This is a genomic window from Alkalimonas sp. NCh-2, from assembly GCF_039631345.1.
GTDB lineage: Bacteria > Pseudomonadota > Gammaproteobacteria > Enterobacterales > Alteromonadaceae > Alkalimonas > Alkalimonas mucilaginosa.
The window spans coordinates 206,385-225,625 of record NZ_JBDIUV010000008.1; the positions used below are offsets into that span (position 1 = coordinate 206,385).

Below are 19,241 nucleotides of genomic sequence, written 5' to 3' on the forward strand. Positions count from 1 at the left end.
CAACTCAACACAGGGTTGGACTCAGCCAACCCGCTCGATCCGGGCTCCCAGCCCTGCCAGTTTGTGTTCAATCTGCTCATAGCCACGATCAATATGGTAAATCCTGTCCACCACAGTGGTACCATCAGCCACCAGGCCTGCAATCACCAGGCTGGCTGAAGCACGCAGATCCGTTGCCATCACCTGAGCGGCTGTTAAATGCTCCGTGTGCTGACAAACCGCGGTATTGCCCTCTAACTGGATACGGGCCCCCATTCGCTGCAACTCAGGCACATGCATAAAGCGGTTTTCAAAAATGGTTTCCGTCACCGTACCTACGCCTTGTGCCACCACATTCAACACCGTAAACTGCGCCTGCATATCGGTAGGAAATCCCGGGTGTGGCACAGTTTTCACCTGAACCGCTTTAAGAGTACGACCAGCCATAGACAAGCGGATCCAATCCTCACCAGTGCTGATATCAGCGCCAGCTTCGCGCAACTTGTCCAGCACCACTTCCAGCTCACCAGGCTGTGTATTACGACAGGTCACATCTCCCCCGGTAACAGCTGCCGCTACCAGAAAAGTGCCGGTCTCTATCCGATCGGGAAGCACACGGTACTGGCCACCACCCAGCCGCTCGATGCCCTCAATACGAATGGTATCGGTGCCAGCACCTTCAATACGAGCCCCCAGAGCAATGAGGAAATTGGCCAGATCGGTTACTTCGGGTTCTCTGGCTGCATTCTCGATAATGGTGGTTCCACTGGCAAGCACTGCCGCAGCCATCAAATTTTCAGTACCAGTGACACTCACCATATCCATCACGATGTGTGCTCCTTTCAACCGGCTGGAGCGGGCTTTAATATAGCCATTTTCCACCGTGATCTCGGCACCCATTTTCCGTAAGCCATCAATATGCAAATTCACCGGGCGTGCCCCTATGGCGCAACCACCAGGTAAAGAGACCTCGGCCTGGCCAAAACGGCTGAGCAGCGGCCCTAACGCCAAAATAGAGGCGCGCATGGTTTTTACCAAATCGTACGAAGCCTGGTAACTGTTAATGGCCTCGGCATGAATTTGGACCTGGTGCCCTTGCCGCTCAACAGTTGCACCAAATTGGCGCAGTAATTTAAAGGTGGTGTCAATATCTTTTAATTCAGGGACATTGTCGATCAGCACCTGCCCTTCGGACAGAATACTGGCAAATAAAATAGGGAGGGCTGCGTTCTTGGCACCGGAAATGGTTACCTCGCCACGTAGTTCAGCACCGCCGGTCACAAGGAATTGCTGCATAAGTAATTACATCGATGGGTTAAGTAATTTTTCTCTACGCCATTGCTCTGGTGTAAAGGTACGAATGGACACCGCATGAATGCTGCCATCTTGAATAGCAGCCATCAGAGGGCCATAGATCATTTGCTGCTGCCGCACGCGGCTAACATCAGCAAAACAGTCGCCAACAGCCAAGACCGAATAATGCGAGCCATCAGCGCTGACTTTGACTTCAGATAACTGCAATTGTTCCTTAAGAAGGCTTTCTATCTGTTGAATTTCCATCACTAACCTGATTATTCGTTGATTGGCAACAGCTCAAGTACATCACTGACTTGAGCCAAAGAACGCAGTTGCGGTGGTACATGCTGCAATTGGACCATTAAGCCAGCCTGTTTGGCAAGCGCTACTTGCTTTAGTAACCAGGCAAGGCCTGCAGTATCAATACTTTCCAACTGACTGAAGTCAAAAGTCACTTCGCCGGATACATTTTTAAGTAGTGTTAAGGGCCAATAATTCAGTAAGGTGTTGCGATCAAGCACCCCTTCAATCATTAGCCGCTGTTGCTGCAGCTCAATCTTTAACACGCCTTATTCCTCTGGCTCTGACAGCTCAATGGGCTGTTTTGCCCGCTCTTGCAAGAGTTCGGTTACCCGGGCCAGGCCTTGCTGGCGAATCATGCCTCCCAGCTCTGCACGCTTGCTATCCAGCAAGGAAATACCTTCAGCAACCATATCAAAAACCTGCCAGTATTCACTGTCACGATGACGGATCAGCTTAAATTCAATATTGATATCCGGCTTGCCCGGGTCAATCACCCGGGTACGCACAGTGGCAACCCGGCGATTACCAACATCCTGACCAGGCTCTATGATCACACGCTGATCTCTGTACAGCGTAAAAGTGCCGGCATAAGTAGAAATCATGTATTCCTGAAATGCGGCGACAAAAGCATCCCGCTCTTCTTCCGTGGTGTTGCGAATATGGTTACCAATTACCCGAAAGGCAGCATAGCGTACATCGATGTAAGGCAATAACTCATCGTGTACCAAGGTACGAAGAATTTCAGGGTTTTGTTGAATATTGTCTTTTTCTTCGGCTAAACGGCTGAAAGCGTGATCTGCAACAGTGGATATCATCTGATACGGATCGGTGTAGCGCGGCACTTCTGCCACAACAAAGCCACTGATGAGAAAGGTTGCTGCCAACAACAGTCGGCTTACTGTGTTCACTATATTCATAATTAATTCCGGTTAAATAGAAACTGACCAATCAACTCTTCCAGCACCATGGCTGAACGCGTGTCTTCAATGACATCCCCATCTTGCAGAATATGTACAGTGTCATCGATAAAGCCCGGTTGAATACCCAGGTATTGTTCACCAAGCAGTCCTGACGTCAAAATAACCACGGAGCTTGTTTCCGGGAAATTATCGTATTGCCGACTAATTTCCAGGCGTACTCTTGGTGTGTAGTAGGTTTTATCCAACTCAATCGATGCCACCCGTCCTACCACCACACCGCCGACCTTAATCGGTGAGCGGGCTTTTAAGCCGCCAATATTTTCAAAATCAGCGTACAAGGTATAGGTATCGCCAGAGCCGGCAAAACCGGTATTGGCTACTTTCAACGCCAGCACCAGAAAGGCGGCAATTGCTAAAGCTACAAAAACACCCACAAAGATTTCAATTTTCCGTGTATTCATCTTATCCACCAAACATTAAAGCGGTTAGTACAAAATCAAATGCCAGCACCGCCAAAGACGCAGTAACTACTGTTTCTGTGGTTGCCCGGGCAATGCCCTCTGAGGTTGGCACTGCATCAAAGCCTTTATGCAAGGCGATCGCCATCACGACAAAAGCAAACACCACACTTTTTATCACGCCGTTAAAAACATCTTGGTACAAATCGACGTTGGCCTGCATCGCTGACCAGTAACTGCCAGCATCCACGCCCAGCCAGTCGACCCCTACCAGATGACCACCTAAAATGCCAACAGCAGTAAAAATGATCGCCAATAGCGGCATGCTGATAACACCAGCCCAAAAACGAGGCGCGATTATTCGCCGTAATGGGTCTACCGCCATCATTTCCATGCTGGAAATTTGTTCAGTGGCTTTCATTAAACCAATCTCAGCCGTTAAAGCACTGCCTGCACGGCCAGCGAACAGCAAAGCGGTTACAACGGGTCCCAGCTCGCGCAGCAGACTCAGCGCAACTAATGGGCCTAACATACCTTCGGCACCAAATTTCACCAGTACGGTGTAGCCTTGCAGTCCAAGTACCATGCCAATAAAGAGGCCAGATACCAGAATAATCAGCAAAGACAACACCCCAACCACGTAGAGTTGCTTGATGAGTAAAGGAAAGCCTTTACGAACATCCGGCTTCCCAACAACTGCCCCAAGCAGCATCAGAGCAGCCCGGCCTAAACCAGCCACAGTTTGGATGGTATTGGCACCCAGGCGCTGTATGCGATCCACTAACATTACAACAGCTCCATCAATTCATCGGCATAAGGTGCCGCTTTGTAGTGAAAGGGGACAGCTCCGTCTGCTTCACCCTTTAAGAATTGTTGCACTAAAGGGGATGGATCTTGTCGCAGCTGTTCTGGTGTTCCCTGGCCAATCACATGCTTTTCCGCCACCACGTACACATAGTCCGCAATGCTCATCACTTCCGGCACGTCATGAGAAACTACGATGGAGGTCAGCCCCAGCGCATTATTCAGCTCACGAATCAGTTTGACCACAATCCCCATCGAAATCGGATCCTGGCCGGCAAAAGGCTCGTCATACATAATTAGTTCCGGATCCAGGGCAATGGCTCTGGCCAGCGCAGCCCGGCGAGCCATACCGCCGGATAACTCTGATGGCATCAGGTCTCTTGCTCCTCGCAACCCAACCGACTCCAACTTCATCAAAACGATGGTTCGGATCAACGTCTCAGGCAGCTTGGTATGCTCGCGAATAGGAAAAGCAACGTTATCAAACACCGACAACTCACTAAACAAAGCGCCACTTTGAAACAACATGCTCATCGATTTACGGGTTTGATACAGCTCTGAGCGGCTCATTTTCGGAATGGAGCAGCCTTTAAACAAAATATCACCGCGATCAGGCCGCAACTGGCCACCGATCAACTTGAGTAACGTCGTTTTACCGATGCCACTGGGCCCCATAATAGCAGTCACCTGACCACGTTTCACCTGCATGCTCATATCGTCGTAAATCAACCGCTCACCACGACTGAATGTCAGATTTTTAATATCCACCAACAAATCGGACAAGGTTCTCTCCATAGCATAATTAAGCTTACTGCCGCAGCAGTGCGGGCGAACTATAACGACCTCATGCCGCCAATTCAATCGGGCAACGCCGGATAACCCTGTGCAAGTCCAGCTCCGATCAGCCGATTGTAACAAAATTACTGCGGCACTACCTTGTTATTATTCGTAACAAGTCATTGCAAAAAGTCGAACAGTACCAGCATGCATAAGTTTTGCTTTTCCTGACAATAAACGGGAAAATACGACTTTCGGACCAATTGACCCATAAGGAACACCCAGTGTCTCCACTGATTGTTGCCACCATTTTCGTTCTGGTTGGCCTGGTGCTACTCATCTGGAGCGCCGATCGTTTTGTCTACGGGGCTTCGTCCATCGCACGTAACCTCAATATTTCTCCCATGATCATCGGCCTGACGATTGTGGCCATGGGTTCGTCAGCGCCAGAAATCATGGTCTCCGCCACCGCTGCCTGGCAAGGTAGGCTGGACACCGCGGTTGGTAATGCGCTGGGCTCGAATATCACCAATATTCTTTTAGTGATAGGTGCAACCGCGTTACTGAAACCCATCGCAGTGGCTTCCATGACCATTAAACGCGAGTTTCCGTTGCTCATTCTGGTCACCCTGCTTGGCTACCTGTTTTTAGCCGACCAAAGCTTAACCCGCGCTGAAGGGGTACTGTTTTTGGCTGGCTTTGCATTATTCCTGATGCTTATGGTGTATTGGGGCAAACATGCTACTCCCGATGATCCATTACGCACAGAGTACGAGGCTGAATTGCCCCCCGTTAAGCCTACCTGGCAAGCTGTTGTCTGGGTATTGCTTGGCTTAACATTACTGCTGGCCAGCTCACAACTGCTGGTGCATGGTGCAGTCACTATTGCCAGTCACTTTGGCATGAGTGATTTGATGATTGGCCTGACCATTATTGCCATTGGTACCAGCCTGCCAGAGCTTGCCGCCAGTCTGATTGGTGTGCTCAAAGGTGAAGATGACCTGGCACTGGGCAACATTATTGGCTCAAATATCTTTAACATTCTGGCAGTGCTTGGCGTTGGTGCTGTGATAGCTCCCGGTATGATCGATCCTGCTGCTGCCGGACGAGATAGTTATGTCATGATGGCTGCTACACTGGCCTTGTTGCTGATGAGTTTGCGTCTTGGCAAACTTCGGCGGATAAATCGGGTCGAAGGTTTTATTCTGCTGGCAGCTTTTGTCGGCTATCAGTACTTATTATTTTCCAGCATGAATTAACAGGTAGCGCATGACCACAGATTTCAAGCAACAGGCGTTGCAGGTATTACAAATTGAAGCAAGCGCTATTCAGCAACTGGCGCGCTTTATTAACGATGACTTTAATCGGGCTTGCCAGTTGATTATGGACAGCCCTGGCCGGGTGATTGTCTCCGGTATGGGCAAATCCGGCCACATTGCCAATAAAATAGCGGCCACCTTTGCTTCAACCGGCACTCCGGCCTTTTTTGTCCACCCGGGTGAAGCCAGCCATGGTGACTTAGGCATGGTAACCAAAGACGATGTGGTGATTGCCATATCAAACTCCGGCGAAACCGGTGAGGTACTCACCATTATTCCGGTACTAAAGCGTATAGGTGCCCACCTGATCGGTATGAGTGGTAATCCAGCGTCAACCCTGGCCCGGTTGTCGGATGTTCATGTCTGTGTACAGGTAGAACAAGAGGCTTGCCCGCTTGGGTTGGCCCCTACAGCCAGCACCACAGCCACACTGGCAATGGGGGATGCTATGGCGGTTGCTTTGCTCAATGCCAGAGGCTTCTCGGCCGATGACTTTGCCCTGTCGCATCCGGGCGGAAGCCTGGGGCGCCGTTTATTGTTGCGGTTAGAGGATGTAATGCATACGGGCAGCAACATGCCAGTAGTTCCCATCACCGCCACCATTAAAACTGCTTTGCTGGAAATGAGCACCAAAGGCCTGGGAATGACGGCGGTGGTAGATGATGCTGGCATCATGCAGGGGATTTTCACCGATGGCGATCTACGTCGCATTTTAGATCAGCGCTTTGATATTCACGACACCAGCATTGCTGCCGTGATGACACCAAACTGCATCACCGCCAAGCCACAGATGCTGGCTGCAGAAGCACTAAAACTAATGGAACAGCGTAAAATCAATGGCTTGGTGATTGTTAACCAACAACAACAGCCTATTGGCGCCATGAACATGCATGATTTATTAAAAGCAGGAGTGCTTTGAATGCAACAACTCTTTCAACAGTGCTACCAGGCAGTCCCGGCCAAGCTTTGGCAACAGGCCCAACAAATCCGCTTGCTGATTTGCGATGTCGATGGTGTTTTTTCGGATGGTCGTATTTATTTGGGGAACTCTGGCGAAGAATTAAAGGCTTTTCATACCCGGGATGGGTACGGCATTAAAGCCTTGCGCAAAGCCGGGATCGAAGTCGCCATTATTACCGGGCGACAGTCCAGAATTGTGCAACAACGTATGCAATCCCTGACGGTGCCTCATATTTACCAGGGCCAGGAGCATAAAATACCTGCCTTTGAAGAAGTGCTCACCATAGAGCAGCTGGAGCCACACCAGGTCGCTTACATTGGCGATGATCTCAGTGATTGGGAAGTGATGCAGCAGGTCGGTCTTAGTGTTGCCGTGCAGGACGCGCACCCCTACCTGCGACTTCACAGCCATTACGTGACCAGTTGCCCCGGCGGCTTCGGTGCTGTACGGGAAGTAGCCGATCTGTTGCTGATGAGTATCGGCGCCTTCCAGCAGTTCCGGGGCAGCAGCACATGAAACCTGTCGCTTACCTGTTGCTCGGTGTTGTGCTGTTTACTTTGCTGTATCGGTGGTTCAGCAGCAGCGATGACAGCCGGCAAATCCTGACTGAGCGCGAGCTGATACCTGACTTTATCGCTGAGCAGCTTACGCGTATTGTGTATGATGAACAGGGACAACTGAGTGAACTGGTGCAGGCTGAGCGCATGGAGCACTACGACTTGCTTGGCTTTACCCAGCTCGATCGACCCATCTTTACCTTATTGGATCGAGCTCATAATCTTAGCTGGCAAGCATCCAGTCGCTCGGCAGTACTCTACCCGGATGATAAATTGATTCTAGATGGTGACGTCTTGTTGCAGAACCTGGTCACAGAAGCACTGATTGATCGGGTACAAACCAGTTATCTGGAAATGTCACTGGCATCCGAGATATTATCTACCGAAGAAAATGTAGATATCTTTGGTGCCGGCTTCACCATTTCCGGCCGGGGCATGCAGGCCAGCATTGCAGAGCAAACCATTCACATTGAGCAGCACTACAGAACGGATTATCACAATGAACCTTAAGATCGTATTGGTAGCTTTCTTGCTAACAACACCAGCACTGGCTTCAACCCAGCAAGATTTTCAGCAGCCGCTGAGCATTGACTCCGAGGCTTTTTTCACCGATTTACAAAGTTCCAATGTCGTCTACGAGCGCAATGTGCTGGTACAGCAAGGCAGCCTGACTATCCGAGCAGAGCGGCTGGAAGTCGATGGCTCCGCAGGCAAAGGCATGGAAGTCTTTATTGCCACAGGCTCTCCGGCGACCTACAGTCAACGCATGGAAGATAACTCGCTGGTAGAGGCAGAAGCTTTTGAGATCCGATACGACCGTGCCAGTCGCATCCTGTTGATGGTCGGAGACGCTGAGTTAAAACAAAGCGGCAGCCTGGTACAAGCTGCAAAAATTGAGTACAACATGGAAACTCAGCAGTTGCAGGCCGAACGTGGTGAGAATGAGCGGGTGCGGACTATTTTTGCCCCTGAAAATCAACAACCATCAGCTATCAATGAAGAGAACCAACAACCATGAAGTTAACTGCATCGCATCTGGCAAAAAGCTACAAAGGGCGGCAGGTTGTCAAAGACGTAAGTCTGGAAGTTCGCTCGGGCCAGATCGTCGGCTTGTTGGGTCCCAATGGAGCCGGCAAAACAACGACATTTTATATGATTGTTGGCTTGGTACCCAGTGATAAAGGCAGCATTCAACTTGGTGAGCATGATTTAACCGATCAACCTATTCATCAACGTGCCCGTCTTGGTATTGGTTATTTGCCACAGGAAAGCTCTATTTTTCGTAAGCTGACGGTTCGTGACAACCTGATGGCAATTCTACAAACCCGTAAGGATTTAACCCCCGCGCAGCAGGAAGAGACAGCCGATGATTTGCTGGAAGAGTTCCATATTGGCCATATCAGCCAAAGCCTGGGTATGAGTTTATCCGGAGGAGAGCGCAGACGGGTAGAAATAGCACGGGCACTGGCTGCTGATCCGCGCTTTGTGTTGTTGGACGAACCTTTTGCCGGTGTTGACCCAATCTCGGTGCTGGATATAAAAAAAATTATTCAGCATCTGAGCCAAAGAGGCATTGGCGTGCTAATTACCGATCACAATGTGCGCGAAACCCTTGATGTCTGTGAAACCGCCTATATTGTTAGTCATGGGGAGTTAATTGCAACAGGCACTCCGGCGGATGTACTTGCCAATCAGCAGGTCAGGGATGTATACCTAGGTGAACAATTCAGGCTATAGTTATAGCGACAGGCTTTCTATTCTTATGCAGGAGCACAGTACACGCTAATGAAGCCATCTTTACAACTTCGCCTTGGCCAGCAACTTACCATGACTCCTCAACTGCAGCAGGCTATCCGGCTGTTGCAGCTGTCGACCATTGAGCTGCAACAGGAGATCCAGGAAGCTCTGGATGCCAATCCTCTGCTGGAATCTGAGGACGATTACGAGCAACTGAATAACAGTGAGGAACATGGGTTAGGTGAATTAGCCCGTGATCGTAACGATGCCCCGGACGACAGTGGTAATGACGAGCCAAATGAACCTGATACCGGCGAAGCCATGACCAGTCAGGACATTAGTGAGGATTTGCCCCTTGATAACCACTGGGATGATTTAGTCAGTGCCGCCCCGGTTACCTCCGGCAATTACAATGGTGAAGACGATACCGCCTATCAGGGAGAAACCACCGAAACGCTGCAAAGCTATTTGCGCTGGCAGATGGAGCTAACACCTTTCTCCGATACCGATCGCGCCATCGCCGAAATTATTATCGAAGCCATTGACGAAAGTGGCTTTCTTACCATCAGCTGTCAGGACATCCTGGAATCGCTCGGCCTTGCCGACGTAGAGGAAGATGAAGTTGAAGCCGTGCTCAAGCGCATTCAGTTGTTTGATCCCATCGGGGTAGGCTCACGCAATGTACAAGAATCCTTGCTGGTTCAGTTACGGCAATTCAGCCCGGATACTCCCCATCTCGCTGCAGCCAGGCAACTGATTAGTGAGCATACCGACTTGCTCGCCAATCGGGATTTTCGCACCCTGATGAAACTGACCCGACTGAAAGAAGATGAGCTGCGCGATGCGATGCGGCTCATCCACAGCCTGAACCCGCGCCCGGGTACCACCGTGATTCGGGAAGAACAAAGCTACATTATTCCGGATGTGACAGTAAAAAAAATAAAAGGCCGCTGGCAGGTGGAACTAAACCCTGATTCCATGCCCAAAATACGTATTAACCAGCAGTATGCAGCCATGACCAGAACCGCCAGAAACTCGGCAGACAGTCAGTTCATTCGCTCGCACCTGCAAGAAGCCAAATGGTTTTTGAAAAGCATCGAAAGTAGAAACGACACCTTGCTCAAAGTTTCAAACTGCATTGTGCAACAGCAACAGGGTTTTTTTGAGCATGGCGAGGAAGCCATGAAACCTATGGTGTTGAACGATGTCGCCGAAATGGTTGGTATGCATGAATCCACCATTTCGCGGGTAACGACACAAAAGTACATGCATACGCCCAGAGGCATTTTTGAGCTGAAATTCTTTTTCTCCAGCCATGTCAGTACCGAAAATGGTGGGGAATGCTCATCGACAGCCATCCGGGCACTGATTAAAAAGTTAGTGGCGGCGGAAAACCCGGCAAAACCACTGAGTGACAGTAAAATGGTGGAAATTTTGTCGGACCAGGGCATCAATGTTGCCCGCAGAACCATTGCCAAGTACCGCGAGGCCTTGCTGATTCCGCCGTCAAATCAACGCAAGACCTTACTCTGAGTACTTAACTAGAAGGAAACAGGCTATGCAAATCAATCTTACTGGTCGTCATGTTGAAATCACCGAAGCCTTGAAAGACTATGTGGACAATAAGTTTGCCAAACTCGAACGCCACTTTGAGCATATAAACAATGTACATGTGGTGCTAAACGTGGAAAAATTACAGCAGATTGCAGAAGCCAAGCTCAACCTGAACGGCGGTGAAGTTTTTGCCGTATCAGAAAGTGAAAACATGTATGCAGCGATTGACCAGCTGATTGATAAACTGGACAGGCAGGTCATCAAGCATAAAGAGAAATTAGCCCGACACTGACCAACATGACAACATTAAGCACCATGCTAGCTCAGGACTGCACCAAAAGTGCAGTCCTTTTTAACAGCAAAAAGCGCATTCTTGAATACATCGCCGAGCTGGCGCATAAGCAATTGCCCGAGACATCCGAGTACGTCATTCTTGAGTCTTTGATGACCAGAGAACGATTAGGCTCAACGGGTATTGGTGGCGGCATCGCCATCCCTCACGGCAAACTGAAAGATGTTGAGCAGCCGGTACTGATCTTTGTGGTCAGCAAAGAGCCGATCCAATTCGATGCTATCGATAACCAGGCGGTGGATATTTTTTGTGCCATCCTGATCCCGGAAAACCAGTGTCAAATGCATCTGAATACTCTGGCATCCATTGCCAGATTACTATCGAAAAAAGAGCTGACCCGCAAAATACGGCATGCAGAATCCGATAGTCAGCTGTATCAGATCTTAATTGATGCGCAACAAGAGGCGGAATCGTAAATGAAACTCTTGGTCGTCAGTGGTCGTTCAGGCTCAGGAAAATCCGTCGCCTTGCGGGTGCTGGAGGACCTTGGTTATTACTGTGTCGATAACATCCCGGTGAATTTATTACCGACCCTGGCAAATGCAGTGATGGATAAATACGAGCGGGTCGCTATCAGCATTGATGTGCGTAACCTGCCGGAAGATCCGGACGAGCTGGCAGAAATTCTTTCCTACCTCCCCCGCAAACTGGAGCTGACCATCCTCTATTTGGATGCGGATCACAACAGCCTGATCAAGCGCTTTAGTGAAACCAGACGGCTACACCCTTTATCTCACCAGGCCATGTCGCTGGAAGATGCCATTTTACGGGAACAGCAACTGCTCGATCCTATCGCCAGCCGGGCCGATCTGTATATTGATACCACAGAGCTCAATGTCTATCAGTTGGCCGATCAACTGCGTGAACGCTTGCTGGGTCAGCAATCTGGCAGGCTGGTGATTCTGTTTGAGTCTTTTGGGTTCAAATATGGCATTCCCAAAGATGCCGATTTTGTGTTCGATGCCCGCTTTTTACCCAATCCTCACTGGGAGCCAGAGTTAAAGCCTCAAACCGGTTTGGATCAACCAGTACAACAGTACCTTGCATCCAAAACAGTAGTGCACGATTACATTCAACAGATCCATCAGTTCGTCAATCACTGGTTGCCGCAGCTGGAAAAAAATAACCGCAGTTATCTGACCATTGCCATTGGCTGCACAGGCGGACAACACCGTTCGGTCTTTATTGCAGAGCAATTGGCTACGTTATTGCGCGAACAACGCAGCGATATACAAATTCGTCATCGCGAGCTGGTACGTCACCATGGCCACAAAGTATAGCGCCGAAGTTACCATCGTTAATCCGCTCGGCCTGCATGCCAGGCCTGCCGCCAAACTGGCTCAGTTGTGCCAGCAATTTCACAGTAAAATCGAATTAATTCAGGATGGTAAAACCGCTGATGCCAGCAGTGTACTGGCATTGCTTATGCTCGCCAGCAGTAAAGGTAAATTGCTTGAAATTGTGGCTGAAGGTGAAGATGCCTGTCAGGCCTTACAGGCGGTGGTGCACTTGATTGCCAGTGGCTTCGAAGAATCCTGATACCACACCGTAAACAATTACGGTGTGGTGCGATTGAACAATCCTTACGGTTGTTGGCGTTGCAGCAGATCAAGAATAAAAGCATATTCTTCCGCAGTTTGTCCTACTCTGGCAAAGCGGCCGGACCGGCCCCCATGACCTGCCTCCATGGTTGTCCGAAACAGGATTGGCTGATTTGATGTATTCATTGTCCGTAATTTGGCAACCCACTTCGCGGGCTCAAAATACTGTACCTGAGAGTCGTGAAAGCCTGTGGTCACAAAAAGCGCTGGGTAAGCTTGTTTACGGACCTGATCATAGGGCGAGTACGAGAGCATGTAGTCGTAATACTGCTTCTCATTCGGGTTGCCCCACTCATCGTATTCGTTGGTGGTTAGCGGTAAGCTCTCATCCAGCATGGTGGTAACTACATCCACAAAAGGCACATGAGCTACCAGGCCAAGGTACTTCTCTGGTGCCATATTGGCGACAGCCCCCATCAGTAAGCCACCAGCACTCCCGCCCATACCAAACACCTTATCACCAGCAACGTATTGCTGTTTCACCAGGTAATCTGTCACTGCAATGTAATCAGTAAAGGTGTTGTGTTTGTTCAGCAGCTTGCCATCTTCGTACCACTGCCGCCCCATTTCCTGGCCACCCCGTATGTGTGCTATCGCGTACACAAACCCCCGATCGACTAAGGATAAAATATTTGCATTAAAGCCAGGATCCATCGAGATACCATAAGAGCCGTACGCCATCTGATACAAGGCCGCACTGCCATTTTGCTTAAAATCTTTGTGATACAGCAAGCTTACGGGGATCGTCACCTCACCGGCTACCGGCACCCAGACCCGCTCGGTCCGATAATTGCTGCGATCAAAACCTCCGGGGATTTCTGCTTCTTTCAGTAAGCGTCGCTCCCCGGTTGCCATATGCACCTCGTACACACTGGCCGGGGTAGAAAGCGAGGTGTAACCATAACGCAACCAGTTGCTGTTTGTTTCCGGGTTGGCTGAAAACCACATCACATAGGCAGGCTCATCCGACTCCACAAAGTGGCTTTCTTCTGGCTTATCCCAGGATAAAAAACGGATACGACGCAAACCATTGCTGCGCTCATTAATCGCAAGGTAGTTATCAAAAGCCACAAAGCTTTGCACAAACACCTGCTCATCATGAGCAAGCAATTCTTGCCAATGCTCCCTGTTGCCAATTTTAGTGTGCGCTACTGTCATCAGCCGATAGTTGGGTGCATCCCAATCGGTATTGATGATCCAACGCCCGGCATTATGATCCACTGAGTATTTGAAATCGCGCTGGCGTGGTGCGATTAACTGAAACTCCCCCTTGGGTTGCCTGGCATCCAGCACCCGTACTTCGTCGGAAACCGTACTGCTTACCCCGATCACCACAAAGTTACGATCACGGGTGTTGCCAACCCCCATGTAGAAACTGTTATCCTGCTCCTGATACACCAGCGCCCGTTGCTCTGGTGCAGTGCCCAGTTGATGGCGATAGACCTTGGTACTTAGCAGCGTGACAGGATCATTTTCCACCACAAAGAGATGCTGACTGTCAGCACTCCAGGCCAACGAAGAAGACAGGCCAGTCATGGTGTCCGGCAGCAAGGCCCCAGTGGTCAGATCTTTCACACGCAGCTGATACTGGCGACGGCCACTGGTATCTTCCAAATAGGCCAGCTTGTTCTGATCCGGGCTAACGGACCAGTTAGCAACCTGAAAATACGCATGGCCTTCTGCCAAGGTGTTCACATCCAGGATAATCTCTTCCTCACCACCAGCAACTGGGGTTCGGACATAGATAGCATATTCTTTACCAGCTTCCACACGACTGCTGTACAGATAATCTCCTATCACATACGGCACAGTGCTGTCATCCTGCTGGATCCGGCCAATAAGCTCAGCAGTCAACTCCTCCACTAACGCACTGTAAGGCTCCTGATAGGCCTGATAATAGCTATTCTCTGCCTCCAGATAGGCAATCACTTCAGGATTACTCCGACTGTCATCGCGCAACCAATAATACGGATCCTGTCGTTCACCATGTGCCGAACTGACGGTATAAGGTCGTACCTCTGCTATCGGGGGCTGTGGCGGTGTATTTGCCAGGGCCTGGGCGCTAAGCCCGAGCTGCATTCCCATGAACAATGTTAATAACTTCATTCTTTTTCCTTTCTTATCATTTTGTTAACCTGCGAAAATTACCATGACATTTCGTTTAAAGCTACGGCCAGGTTTATGGTAAGGTGTAACGAGGTGTTTCAACCCAACGGAAAAATTTTGATTCACAAATCACAAATTTTGCGCTTTACTTAAGCTTAAACAATTAACTAGTTCAGAAAAGGCAATGAAGCCAACAAAAGGAAACCATCATGGCACTGATGACCGTGGATGAAGTAGCGGAGTATCTTGGCGTTCAGGGTATTCGGGTAGAACGACTGGCGCGGGAAAACCTGCTGGTGACAACGGATAAAGACGAACAAGGTAAACCCTTGTTTAAAAAGGAAGATGTAGAGCGATACAAAATACTGGCCGAACGGTTAGGTGGTCTTTAACTTGCTCTCAGCCTGCCAGAGCTGCAGCACCTGCTGCAGCCGTTGCAGATGAGACTGTGCTTGCAGTCTGCCTTCTGGCAAAGCCAGGTACCAAAGCCAGCAAAACCCCTGATACAATACCCTGGCCGCAGCCAGCTTTTTCCGCAAAAAAGCTGGATGAATACCAACATTACGCTGCTGATAATACCTGGTCAGTAACTGCTGACTCTGCTCAGAGGGTAGCGGGAAGTTTTCCAGCAGCGAAGCCAAATCCAGACTGCTGTCGGCTAATTGAGCATACTCAAAGTCCAGCAACCAGATCCGCTCCTCTTGCCACAGCAAGTTACCGGCATGCAAATCCAGATGACACAATACCTGATCCTGCGGCATCTGTTCAAAAGCAAGCACCACCGCCACTAATTGTTTGAAGACTGTAGCCTGAGCTTCCTGCCAGGGGCCCGAAGCATGAGACTTTAGCTCTTGCAAATAGCGTCCTGGATGCAATAAAGGCGTTTGAACTTGCAACCGGTGCAAACGCACCAGCTGAGATGCCATCGCATCGATTCGGGCGGCAGTCAGTTGCAAAGGCTGCCCCGCCGGTAAAAATTCAGAAATAAGCACTTGCTGATGGTTATTCAGACACAAGGGTGCAGGCGCCAACTCAGCCACTGCCGCTGCATGCTGACACCGCAACTCCTGCTGACGACAGACTCCGGTTACATCCGGTGAATAATGCCGCACCACGTATTCACCGCGAATGGTTTGTACCCAGTAACTTAAATTGGTGCTGCCCTGCGACAGAGGTCTCATGGCCAAAGGTGGATGACTGGCAAAAAACTCCAGATGCAGACATAGCTGACGAATACGCTGCTCCGCTTCATCTTCGCTCAGGCCGGCTGCAGCACCTGCCCGCTGGTATGTTGTTGTTGCCGGTAATGGCTGCGCCATGCCAGGTATCCTATCACTGCCAAGAAGGTGTAGAGTACAAAGAGGCCGGTAGTGAAGTACAGGCCTTTCTGAAAATAAACATAGATGCAAACCGCATCAATCACCACCCAGTACAGCCAGTTCGATAACACTTTGCGCACCACCAGTACCGTGGTCATAATGCTAAAGGTAGTAGTCTGGGCATCCAGCCAGGCAAAGTCAGCCGCTGTATGATTGGCCATATAATAGCCCAGCACCAGGCCAGTGCCAGCGGCCATGCCTATCCAGCCAAGGTGCTGCTTTAAACGCCATTCAATCACTGGCTTCACGGTTTCAGGCTGCTGCAGTTGTTGCTGCAACTGTTGCCAGTGCACCAATCCGTATACCGCCATAGCGGCATAGTAAAGCTGCAGCAAGGTTTCTGAATACAGCTGATGTTGCCACATTACATAAGTGTAGATAAGCGTGCTGGCTAAGGCCGCGGGCCAGCACCATAAACTATGGCGCATCGCTAGCAGCAAATAAGCCAGCGCCAGCAACATGGCGACCAGCTCCAGGCTGGTTAGCAACTGCCACTCTTGCCAGAATTGCTGCAAAGCCGCCGTCATGGTCGCAGATCACCGGGAATAAACTTGCAGACAAATACCAGTTTACCGTACCGCTCAAACGACCATTTCATGCAGCGCTGCAATGCCGCCATCACCACATCGTAGTCACCAAACAACTGGGTACTCATGGTGTTGGTGATTATATGCAGCTGAGGCTCTTGCTGCAGCTCAGCAATAAAAGCCTTGATGGGGCCAATGTACTCATCGGCCAGTGGGTACTTGCTGATTTCAACCGACAGTTGCATCATTACCTCCTGAGAGTGCTGTTAAAATTGATAACTGGCAGTCACACCAAAGCGGCGCGGCTCCCCCCATTGCTCATAGGTATGAGGTGCGTATTCATCACGTGGATCATTGCCAAAGTAAAAACCACGGACCGCCTGATCTTTATCCAAGGCATTGCGCGACCAAAGTGCAAACTGCCACTGCTCCAGCTGATAGGTCAGGCGAAGATTCACCAGCTCTGAGCTGGTCGAGCGGGCATTGTGGCCATCGGAGTAATAGAAGCCGCTTTTGCCCTGCACACTGGCCTGCAGCGTCAACTGCTCGGTTAAAAACCAGTCGCCAGCCAATTGGTAAGTAAAACGCGGGGCATGGGCCTGATCGCGCCCGGTCATATCCAGACCACTTTGCGTCACATAAGGGCCCAGCTTGGATTTCAATAGCCCTGCATTGACATGCAGGGTAAAGCTTGGATGCAGCACAATGCGGTTTTCCATCTCAATACCGTAATTGCGGCCACGACCAGCATTGTCGATAAAACCGGCAAACTCCGGGCCCAGGTCCGGGTTCAGCCAACCTTTCACCTGCATAGCATCCCGCCACATATGAAAAGCTGCCACCCGGGTAACCAGACTGCCATCAATAGCCGCCCCTTTCACACCAAACTCGGCGTTCACCAGAGTTTCCGGCTCGAATGTTGCCTGCTGCAACAAGGACGCAAAACCATCATCACCAGCACGGGACAGGGCCTCACCGTTCACCCCTCCCACCTTGTAGCCACGTGACAACAAGGTATAGATCATCGCCTGCTCACTGGCCTGGAAGTTCAGGCTGAGCTTGCCACCCCACATGGTATGCTGTTGTTTAATGCCTAGCTCACCACTATCTGTGTACTCATCTTTATACCGCTCGACACGACCACCCACAATCAGAGTGACTTGCTCAGATAACGCAGTGCTGGTTTCACCATAGAGTGCCAAATTATCGCGGTACAAACTGCTGTCGAACTGACGGAATTCAGAGCCGGCCCGGCGCAAACGCTGCAAATCCAGCTCACGGCCGCTGGCATAGAACCCCAGCACCCAGTCGGTGTGCTCGCCAATACGCCCTTCATCATCCGATACCAGACGGTAATCCAGCGTCCACTGCTCGCGGGAACGCAGATAACGGTCAAAATAAGAGTATTCCCAACCTGGACGAATCCCCACGAAAGACCAGTCTTCATCAAAACTGTAATCCGAATCGGCTGATAACCAGCTTAGCTGCCACATCAGATCCACTCCGCCTAAACCGTTGTAATCCGAGCGCAGCGCCAGCGCCTTGCTGCTGAGCTTGTCTTTGCCGGGTTCATCCGATAAGGTGGTACGGTTTCTATCAAGCGAAAACGCATCGTAGCCATTGTTCTGCTCTATGACGTGGGCAATCAGTTGCCACTGCAGCTGGTCGCTGTGGCGATACAACAGCCGGCCGCGGGCAGTCAGCTCATCAATGTCGTTGGTATCTTTGCGGTTTAAATAGGTATTTTCGATAAAGCCATCTGAGACTTGTTTGTCCAGCGTCAGGCTAAAGGCCAGCTGCTCGCTGATGGCATCGCTGACCATACCGCTTAGCTGCCAGCTGTTGTAATTGGCCAAAGTAGCACTGACCGCGCCATCGCGGCGAAAATCCGGCTGTTTCGAAGTCAGGTTTAGCATGCCTGCCATGGCATTGGTACCAAAGCGGGTGGCCTCCGGGCCACGAAACACTTCCAGTTGCTCGGCATGAGCGATGCTGCTGATGCCCAGGCCAGAGTAATCAATGCCATCAATCAGCACACCAACCGAAGGATTGATCACATCAATAAACTCGCTGCGCTCGCCGATGCCGCGCATTTGCACAAAGCGGCCGCGTGATGCGCCAGCAGCAAAGTTCACATTGGCTAACTGATTCAGTACGTCATCAAGATGTTGCGCCGAGCTACGCTGCATATCGTCGGTTGAGAGCACCGCAATGCTGCCGGCAATGTTTTGTACCGATAAACGCCGAAAATCACCCTGCACTTCCAGGCGTTCAATGGATTCTTCAGCAACACCACCAAAGGAGGCAAGGATACAGGCAGCAACAACGGAATAACGACAGCGCATGGTGGTCTCCGGTAAAGGGATCATCCGCGCAAAAGGGGTCAGCAACACCATCCCTCCGCCGGCATGATCCGGATCAGGTTCTTGGGGTTCGCCATTAAGCATCTCAGCACTCTGTACAAATAGAGCACACCCCCTGGTAGGCCGGCAGTGTAACGATTTTCGCACCAGCTGGCAATCCTGCTCCACCAACCACTAAACGCTTTTGTCTTACAACTTTCATACAGCCCGACTAAAATCAATCCAACTGTCTTTCTATGCCGGGGAAA

Annotated in this window: 24 protein-coding genes and 1 riboswitch; of the genes, 12 read left to right on the forward strand and 12 right to left on the reverse strand. The window is 50.4% G+C overall.

What is annotated here, in order from left to right; genetic code table 11:
* Positions 1-21 precede the first annotated feature (21 nt).
* The 7 genes from murA to mlaF are packed head-to-tail and all read right to left on the reverse strand — an operon-like array spanning position 22 to position 4,543.
* Entirely contained in the window at positions 22-1,275 is a 1,254-nt protein-coding gene (gene murA, locus ABC502_RS18035; protein ID WP_345916859.1) for a UDP-N-acetylglucosamine 1-carboxyvinyltransferase, read from the reverse strand.
* A gap of 6 nt (positions 1,276-1,281) precedes the next feature.
* Positions 1,282-1,539 carry a BolA family protein gene (locus tag ABC502_RS18040; RefSeq protein ID WP_330087247.1) on the reverse strand — a complete coding sequence of 86 codons (258 nt, stop codon included), beginning with the start codon at positions 1,537-1,539 and terminating at the stop codon, positions 1,282-1,284.
* Between the two features lie 11 nt (positions 1,540-1,550).
* Positions 1,551-1,841, reverse strand: coding sequence for an STAS domain-containing protein (locus tag ABC502_RS18045; protein WP_345916860.1), 291 nt, complete (start codon positions 1,839-1,841; stop codon positions 1,551-1,553).
* Between the two features lie 3 nt (positions 1,842-1,844).
* Positions 1,845-2,495 (reverse strand): ABC transporter substrate-binding protein, encoded by a 651-nt coding sequence (locus tag ABC502_RS18050; protein WP_345916861.1) that lies wholly within the window; start codon positions 2,493-2,495, stop codon positions 1,845-1,847.
* A gap of 2 nt (positions 2,496-2,497) precedes the next feature.
* On the reverse strand, positions 2,498-2,959 hold the full coding sequence (gene mlaD / locus ABC502_RS18055) for an outer membrane lipid asymmetry maintenance protein MlaD (RefSeq protein ID WP_330087244.1): 462 nt from the start codon (positions 2,957-2,959) through the stop codon (positions 2,498-2,500).
* Between the two features lies 1 nt (position 2,960).
* Positions 2,961-3,743, reverse strand: a complete 783-nt coding sequence (mlaE, locus tag ABC502_RS18060; protein ID WP_330087243.1) for a lipid asymmetry maintenance ABC transporter permease subunit MlaE — start codon at positions 3,741-3,743, stop codon at positions 2,961-2,963.
* Positions 3,743-4,543 (reverse strand): phospholipid ABC transporter ATP-binding protein MlaF, encoded by an 801-nt coding sequence (gene mlaF, locus ABC502_RS18065; RefSeq protein ID WP_330087242.1) that lies wholly within the window; start codon positions 4,541-4,543, stop codon positions 3,743-3,745. The genes mlaE and mlaF overlap by 1 nt, the downstream gene beginning before the upstream one ends.
* A 287-nt stretch (positions 4,544-4,830) precedes the next feature.
* On the opposite strand from mlaF, the gene ABC502_RS18070 reads away from it, so the two are divergent.
* From ABC502_RS18070 to ABC502_RS18120, 11 genes are read left to right on the forward strand one after another with little or no spacing between them, the layout of a single operon-like run.
* Positions 4,831-5,796 (forward strand): calcium/sodium antiporter, encoded by a 966-nt coding sequence (locus tag ABC502_RS18070; protein ID WP_345916895.1) that lies wholly within the window; start codon positions 4,831-4,833, stop codon positions 5,794-5,796.
* A 10-nt stretch (positions 5,797-5,806) separates the two neighbouring features.
* Positions 5,807-6,775, forward strand: a complete 969-nt coding sequence (locus ABC502_RS18075) for a KpsF/GutQ family sugar-phosphate isomerase (RefSeq protein WP_330087241.1) — start codon at positions 5,807-5,809, stop codon at positions 6,773-6,775.
* Positions 6,776-7,333, forward strand: coding sequence for a 3-deoxy-manno-octulosonate-8-phosphatase KdsC (kdsC, locus tag ABC502_RS18080; RefSeq protein ID WP_345916862.1), 558 nt, complete (start codon positions 6,776-6,778; stop codon positions 7,331-7,333).
* A complete protein-coding gene (lptC, locus tag ABC502_RS18085) occupies positions 7,330-7,884 on the forward strand; it encodes an LPS export ABC transporter periplasmic protein LptC (RefSeq protein ID WP_345916863.1) in 555 nt (184 codons plus the stop codon). The genes kdsC and lptC overlap by 4 nt, the downstream gene beginning before the upstream one ends.
* Complete coding sequence (lptA, locus tag ABC502_RS18090) at positions 7,874-8,392, forward strand: lipopolysaccharide transport periplasmic protein LptA (protein WP_345916864.1); 519 nt, start codon at positions 7,874-7,876, stop codon at positions 8,390-8,392. The genes lptC and lptA overlap by 11 nt, the downstream gene beginning before the upstream one ends.
* Entirely contained in the window at positions 8,389-9,111 is a 723-nt protein-coding gene (gene lptB, locus ABC502_RS18095; RefSeq protein WP_330087237.1) for an LPS export ABC transporter ATP-binding protein, read from the forward strand. Before lptA ends, lptB begins: the two co-directional genes overlap by 4 nt.
* A 48-nt stretch (positions 9,112-9,159) precedes the next feature.
* Positions 9,160-10,644: an RNA polymerase factor sigma-54 gene (locus ABC502_RS18100; RefSeq protein WP_345916865.1), complete on the forward strand. Its 1,485-nt coding sequence runs from the start codon at positions 9,160-9,162 to the stop codon at positions 10,642-10,644.
* 25 nt (positions 10,645-10,669) lie between these two features.
* Positions 10,670-10,957, forward strand: a complete 288-nt coding sequence (gene hpf / locus ABC502_RS18105) for a ribosome hibernation promoting factor (RefSeq protein ID WP_091339274.1) — start codon at positions 10,670-10,672, stop codon at positions 10,955-10,957.
* A 5-nt stretch (positions 10,958-10,962) separates the two neighbouring features.
* Positions 10,963-11,433, forward strand: a complete 471-nt coding sequence (ptsN, locus tag ABC502_RS18110; protein WP_330087235.1) for a PTS IIA-like nitrogen regulatory protein PtsN — start codon at positions 10,963-10,965, stop codon at positions 11,431-11,433.
* Positions 11,434-12,297, forward strand: a complete 864-nt coding sequence (gene rapZ / locus ABC502_RS18115) for an RNase adapter RapZ (protein WP_345916866.1) — start codon at positions 11,434-11,436, stop codon at positions 12,295-12,297.
* Positions 12,281-12,556, forward strand: coding sequence for an HPr family phosphocarrier protein (locus tag ABC502_RS18120; RefSeq protein WP_345916867.1), 276 nt, complete (start codon positions 12,281-12,283; stop codon positions 12,554-12,556). Before rapZ ends, ABC502_RS18120 begins: the two co-directional genes overlap by 17 nt.
* A gap of 44 nt (positions 12,557-12,600) precedes the next feature.
* On the opposite strand, the gene ABC502_RS18125 is transcribed toward ABC502_RS18120, so the two are convergent.
* Positions 12,601-14,724: a S9 family peptidase gene (locus ABC502_RS18125; protein ID WP_345916868.1), complete on the reverse strand. Its 2,124-nt coding sequence runs from the start codon at positions 14,722-14,724 to the stop codon at positions 12,601-12,603.
* Between the two features lie 209 nt (positions 14,725-14,933).
* Between ABC502_RS18125 and ABC502_RS18130 the strand changes: the two genes are divergently transcribed.
* Entirely contained in the window at positions 14,934-15,116 is a 183-nt protein-coding gene (locus ABC502_RS18130) for a helix-turn-helix domain-containing protein (protein ID WP_330087231.1), read from the forward strand.
* On the opposite strand, the gene ABC502_RS18135 is transcribed toward ABC502_RS18130, so the two are convergent.
* The 4 genes from ABC502_RS18135 to ABC502_RS18150 all read right to left on the reverse strand — a co-directional run bounded on the left by ABC502_RS18135 (position 15,102) and on the right by ABC502_RS18150 (position 19,026).
* A complete protein-coding gene (locus ABC502_RS18135; protein ID WP_345916869.1) occupies positions 15,102-16,043 on the reverse strand; it encodes a phosphotransferase in 942 nt (313 codons plus the stop codon). The two genes, ABC502_RS18130 and ABC502_RS18135, sit on opposite strands and share 15 nt — an antisense overlap.
* The gene (gene pnuC, locus ABC502_RS18140; RefSeq protein WP_330087229.1) at positions 15,983-16,630 is read right to left on the reverse strand and encodes a nicotinamide riboside transporter PnuC; all 648 of its coding nucleotides are present in this window, start codon (positions 16,628-16,630) and stop codon (positions 15,983-15,985) included. The genes ABC502_RS18135 and pnuC overlap by 61 nt, the downstream gene beginning before the upstream one ends.
* Positions 16,627-16,875: a hypothetical protein gene (locus tag ABC502_RS18145; protein ID WP_330087228.1), complete on the reverse strand. Its 249-nt coding sequence runs from the start codon at positions 16,873-16,875 to the stop codon at positions 16,627-16,629. Before ABC502_RS18145 ends, pnuC begins: the two co-directional genes overlap by 4 nt.
* Positions 16,876-16,896: 21 nt before the next feature.
* Entirely contained in the window at positions 16,897-19,026 is a 2,130-nt protein-coding gene (locus ABC502_RS18150) for a TonB-dependent receptor (protein ID WP_345916870.1), read from the reverse strand.
* Positions 19,009-19,119: riboswitch (TPP riboswitch) on the reverse strand. Its footprint overlaps the gene before it by 18 nt.
* Between the last annotated feature and the right edge of the window lie 122 nt (positions 19,120-19,241).

Excerpts from the sequence above, each read along its gene's own strand:
- murA (WP_345916859.1), bottom strand. The coding sequence starts at position 1,275 with ATGCAGCAATTCCTTGTGACCGGCGGTGCTGAACTACGTGGCGAGGTA.
- ABC502_RS18040 (WP_330087247.1), bottom strand. The coding sequence starts at position 1,539 with ATGGAAATTCAACAGATAGAAAGCCTTCTTAAGGAACAATTGCAGTTA.
- ABC502_RS18050 (WP_345916861.1), bottom strand. The coding sequence starts at position 2,495 with ATGAATATAGTGAACACAGTAAGCCGACTGTTGTTGGCAGCAACCTTT.
- mlaD (WP_330087244.1), bottom strand. The coding sequence starts at position 2,959 with ATGAATACACGGAAAATTGAAATCTTTGTGGGTGTTTTTGTAGCTTTA.
- mlaE (WP_330087243.1), bottom strand. The coding sequence starts at position 3,743 with ATGTTAGTGGATCGCATACAGCGCCTGGGTGCCAATACCATCCAAACT.
- ABC502_RS18075 (WP_330087241.1), top strand. The coding sequence starts at position 5,807 with ATGACCACAGATTTCAAGCAACAGGCGTTGCAGGTATTACAAATTGAA.
- kdsC (WP_345916862.1), top strand. The coding sequence starts at position 6,776 with ATGCAACAACTCTTTCAACAGTGCTACCAGGCAGTCCCGGCCAAGCTT.
- lptC (WP_345916863.1), top strand. The coding sequence starts at position 7,330 with ATGAAACCTGTCGCTTACCTGTTGCTCGGTGTTGTGCTGTTTACTTTG.
- lptA (WP_345916864.1), top strand. The coding sequence starts at position 7,874 with ATGAACCTTAAGATCGTATTGGTAGCTTTCTTGCTAACAACACCAGCA.
- lptB (WP_330087237.1), top strand. The coding sequence starts at position 8,389 with ATGAAGTTAACTGCATCGCATCTGGCAAAAAGCTACAAAGGGCGGCAG.
- ABC502_RS18100 (WP_345916865.1), top strand. The coding sequence starts at position 9,160 with ATGAAGCCATCTTTACAACTTCGCCTTGGCCAGCAACTTACCATGACT.
- hpf (WP_091339274.1), top strand. The coding sequence starts at position 10,670 with ATGCAAATCAATCTTACTGGTCGTCATGTTGAAATCACCGAAGCCTTG.
- ptsN (WP_330087235.1), top strand. The coding sequence starts at position 10,963 with ATGACAACATTAAGCACCATGCTAGCTCAGGACTGCACCAAAAGTGCA.
- rapZ (WP_345916866.1), top strand. The coding sequence starts at position 11,434 with ATGAAACTCTTGGTCGTCAGTGGTCGTTCAGGCTCAGGAAAATCCGTC.
- ABC502_RS18120 (WP_345916867.1), top strand. The coding sequence starts at position 12,281 with ATGGCCACAAAGTATAGCGCCGAAGTTACCATCGTTAATCCGCTCGGC.
- ABC502_RS18125 (WP_345916868.1), bottom strand. The coding sequence starts at position 14,724 with ATGAAGTTATTAACATTGTTCATGGGAATGCAGCTCGGGCTTAGCGCC.
- ABC502_RS18130 (WP_330087231.1), top strand. The coding sequence starts at position 14,934 with ATGGCACTGATGACCGTGGATGAAGTAGCGGAGTATCTTGGCGTTCAG.
- ABC502_RS18135 (WP_345916869.1), bottom strand. The coding sequence starts at position 16,043 with ATGGCGCAGCCATTACCGGCAACAACAACATACCAGCGGGCAGGTGCT.
- pnuC (WP_330087229.1), bottom strand. The coding sequence starts at position 16,630 with ATGACGGCGGCTTTGCAGCAATTCTGGCAAGAGTGGCAGTTGCTAACC.
- ABC502_RS18145 (WP_330087228.1), bottom strand. The coding sequence starts at position 16,875 with ATGCAACTGTCGGTTGAAATCAGCAAGTACCCACTGGCCGATGAGTAC.
- ABC502_RS18150 (WP_345916870.1), bottom strand. The coding sequence starts at position 19,026 with ATGGTGTTGCTGACCCCTTTTGCGCGGATGATCCCTTTACCGGAGACC.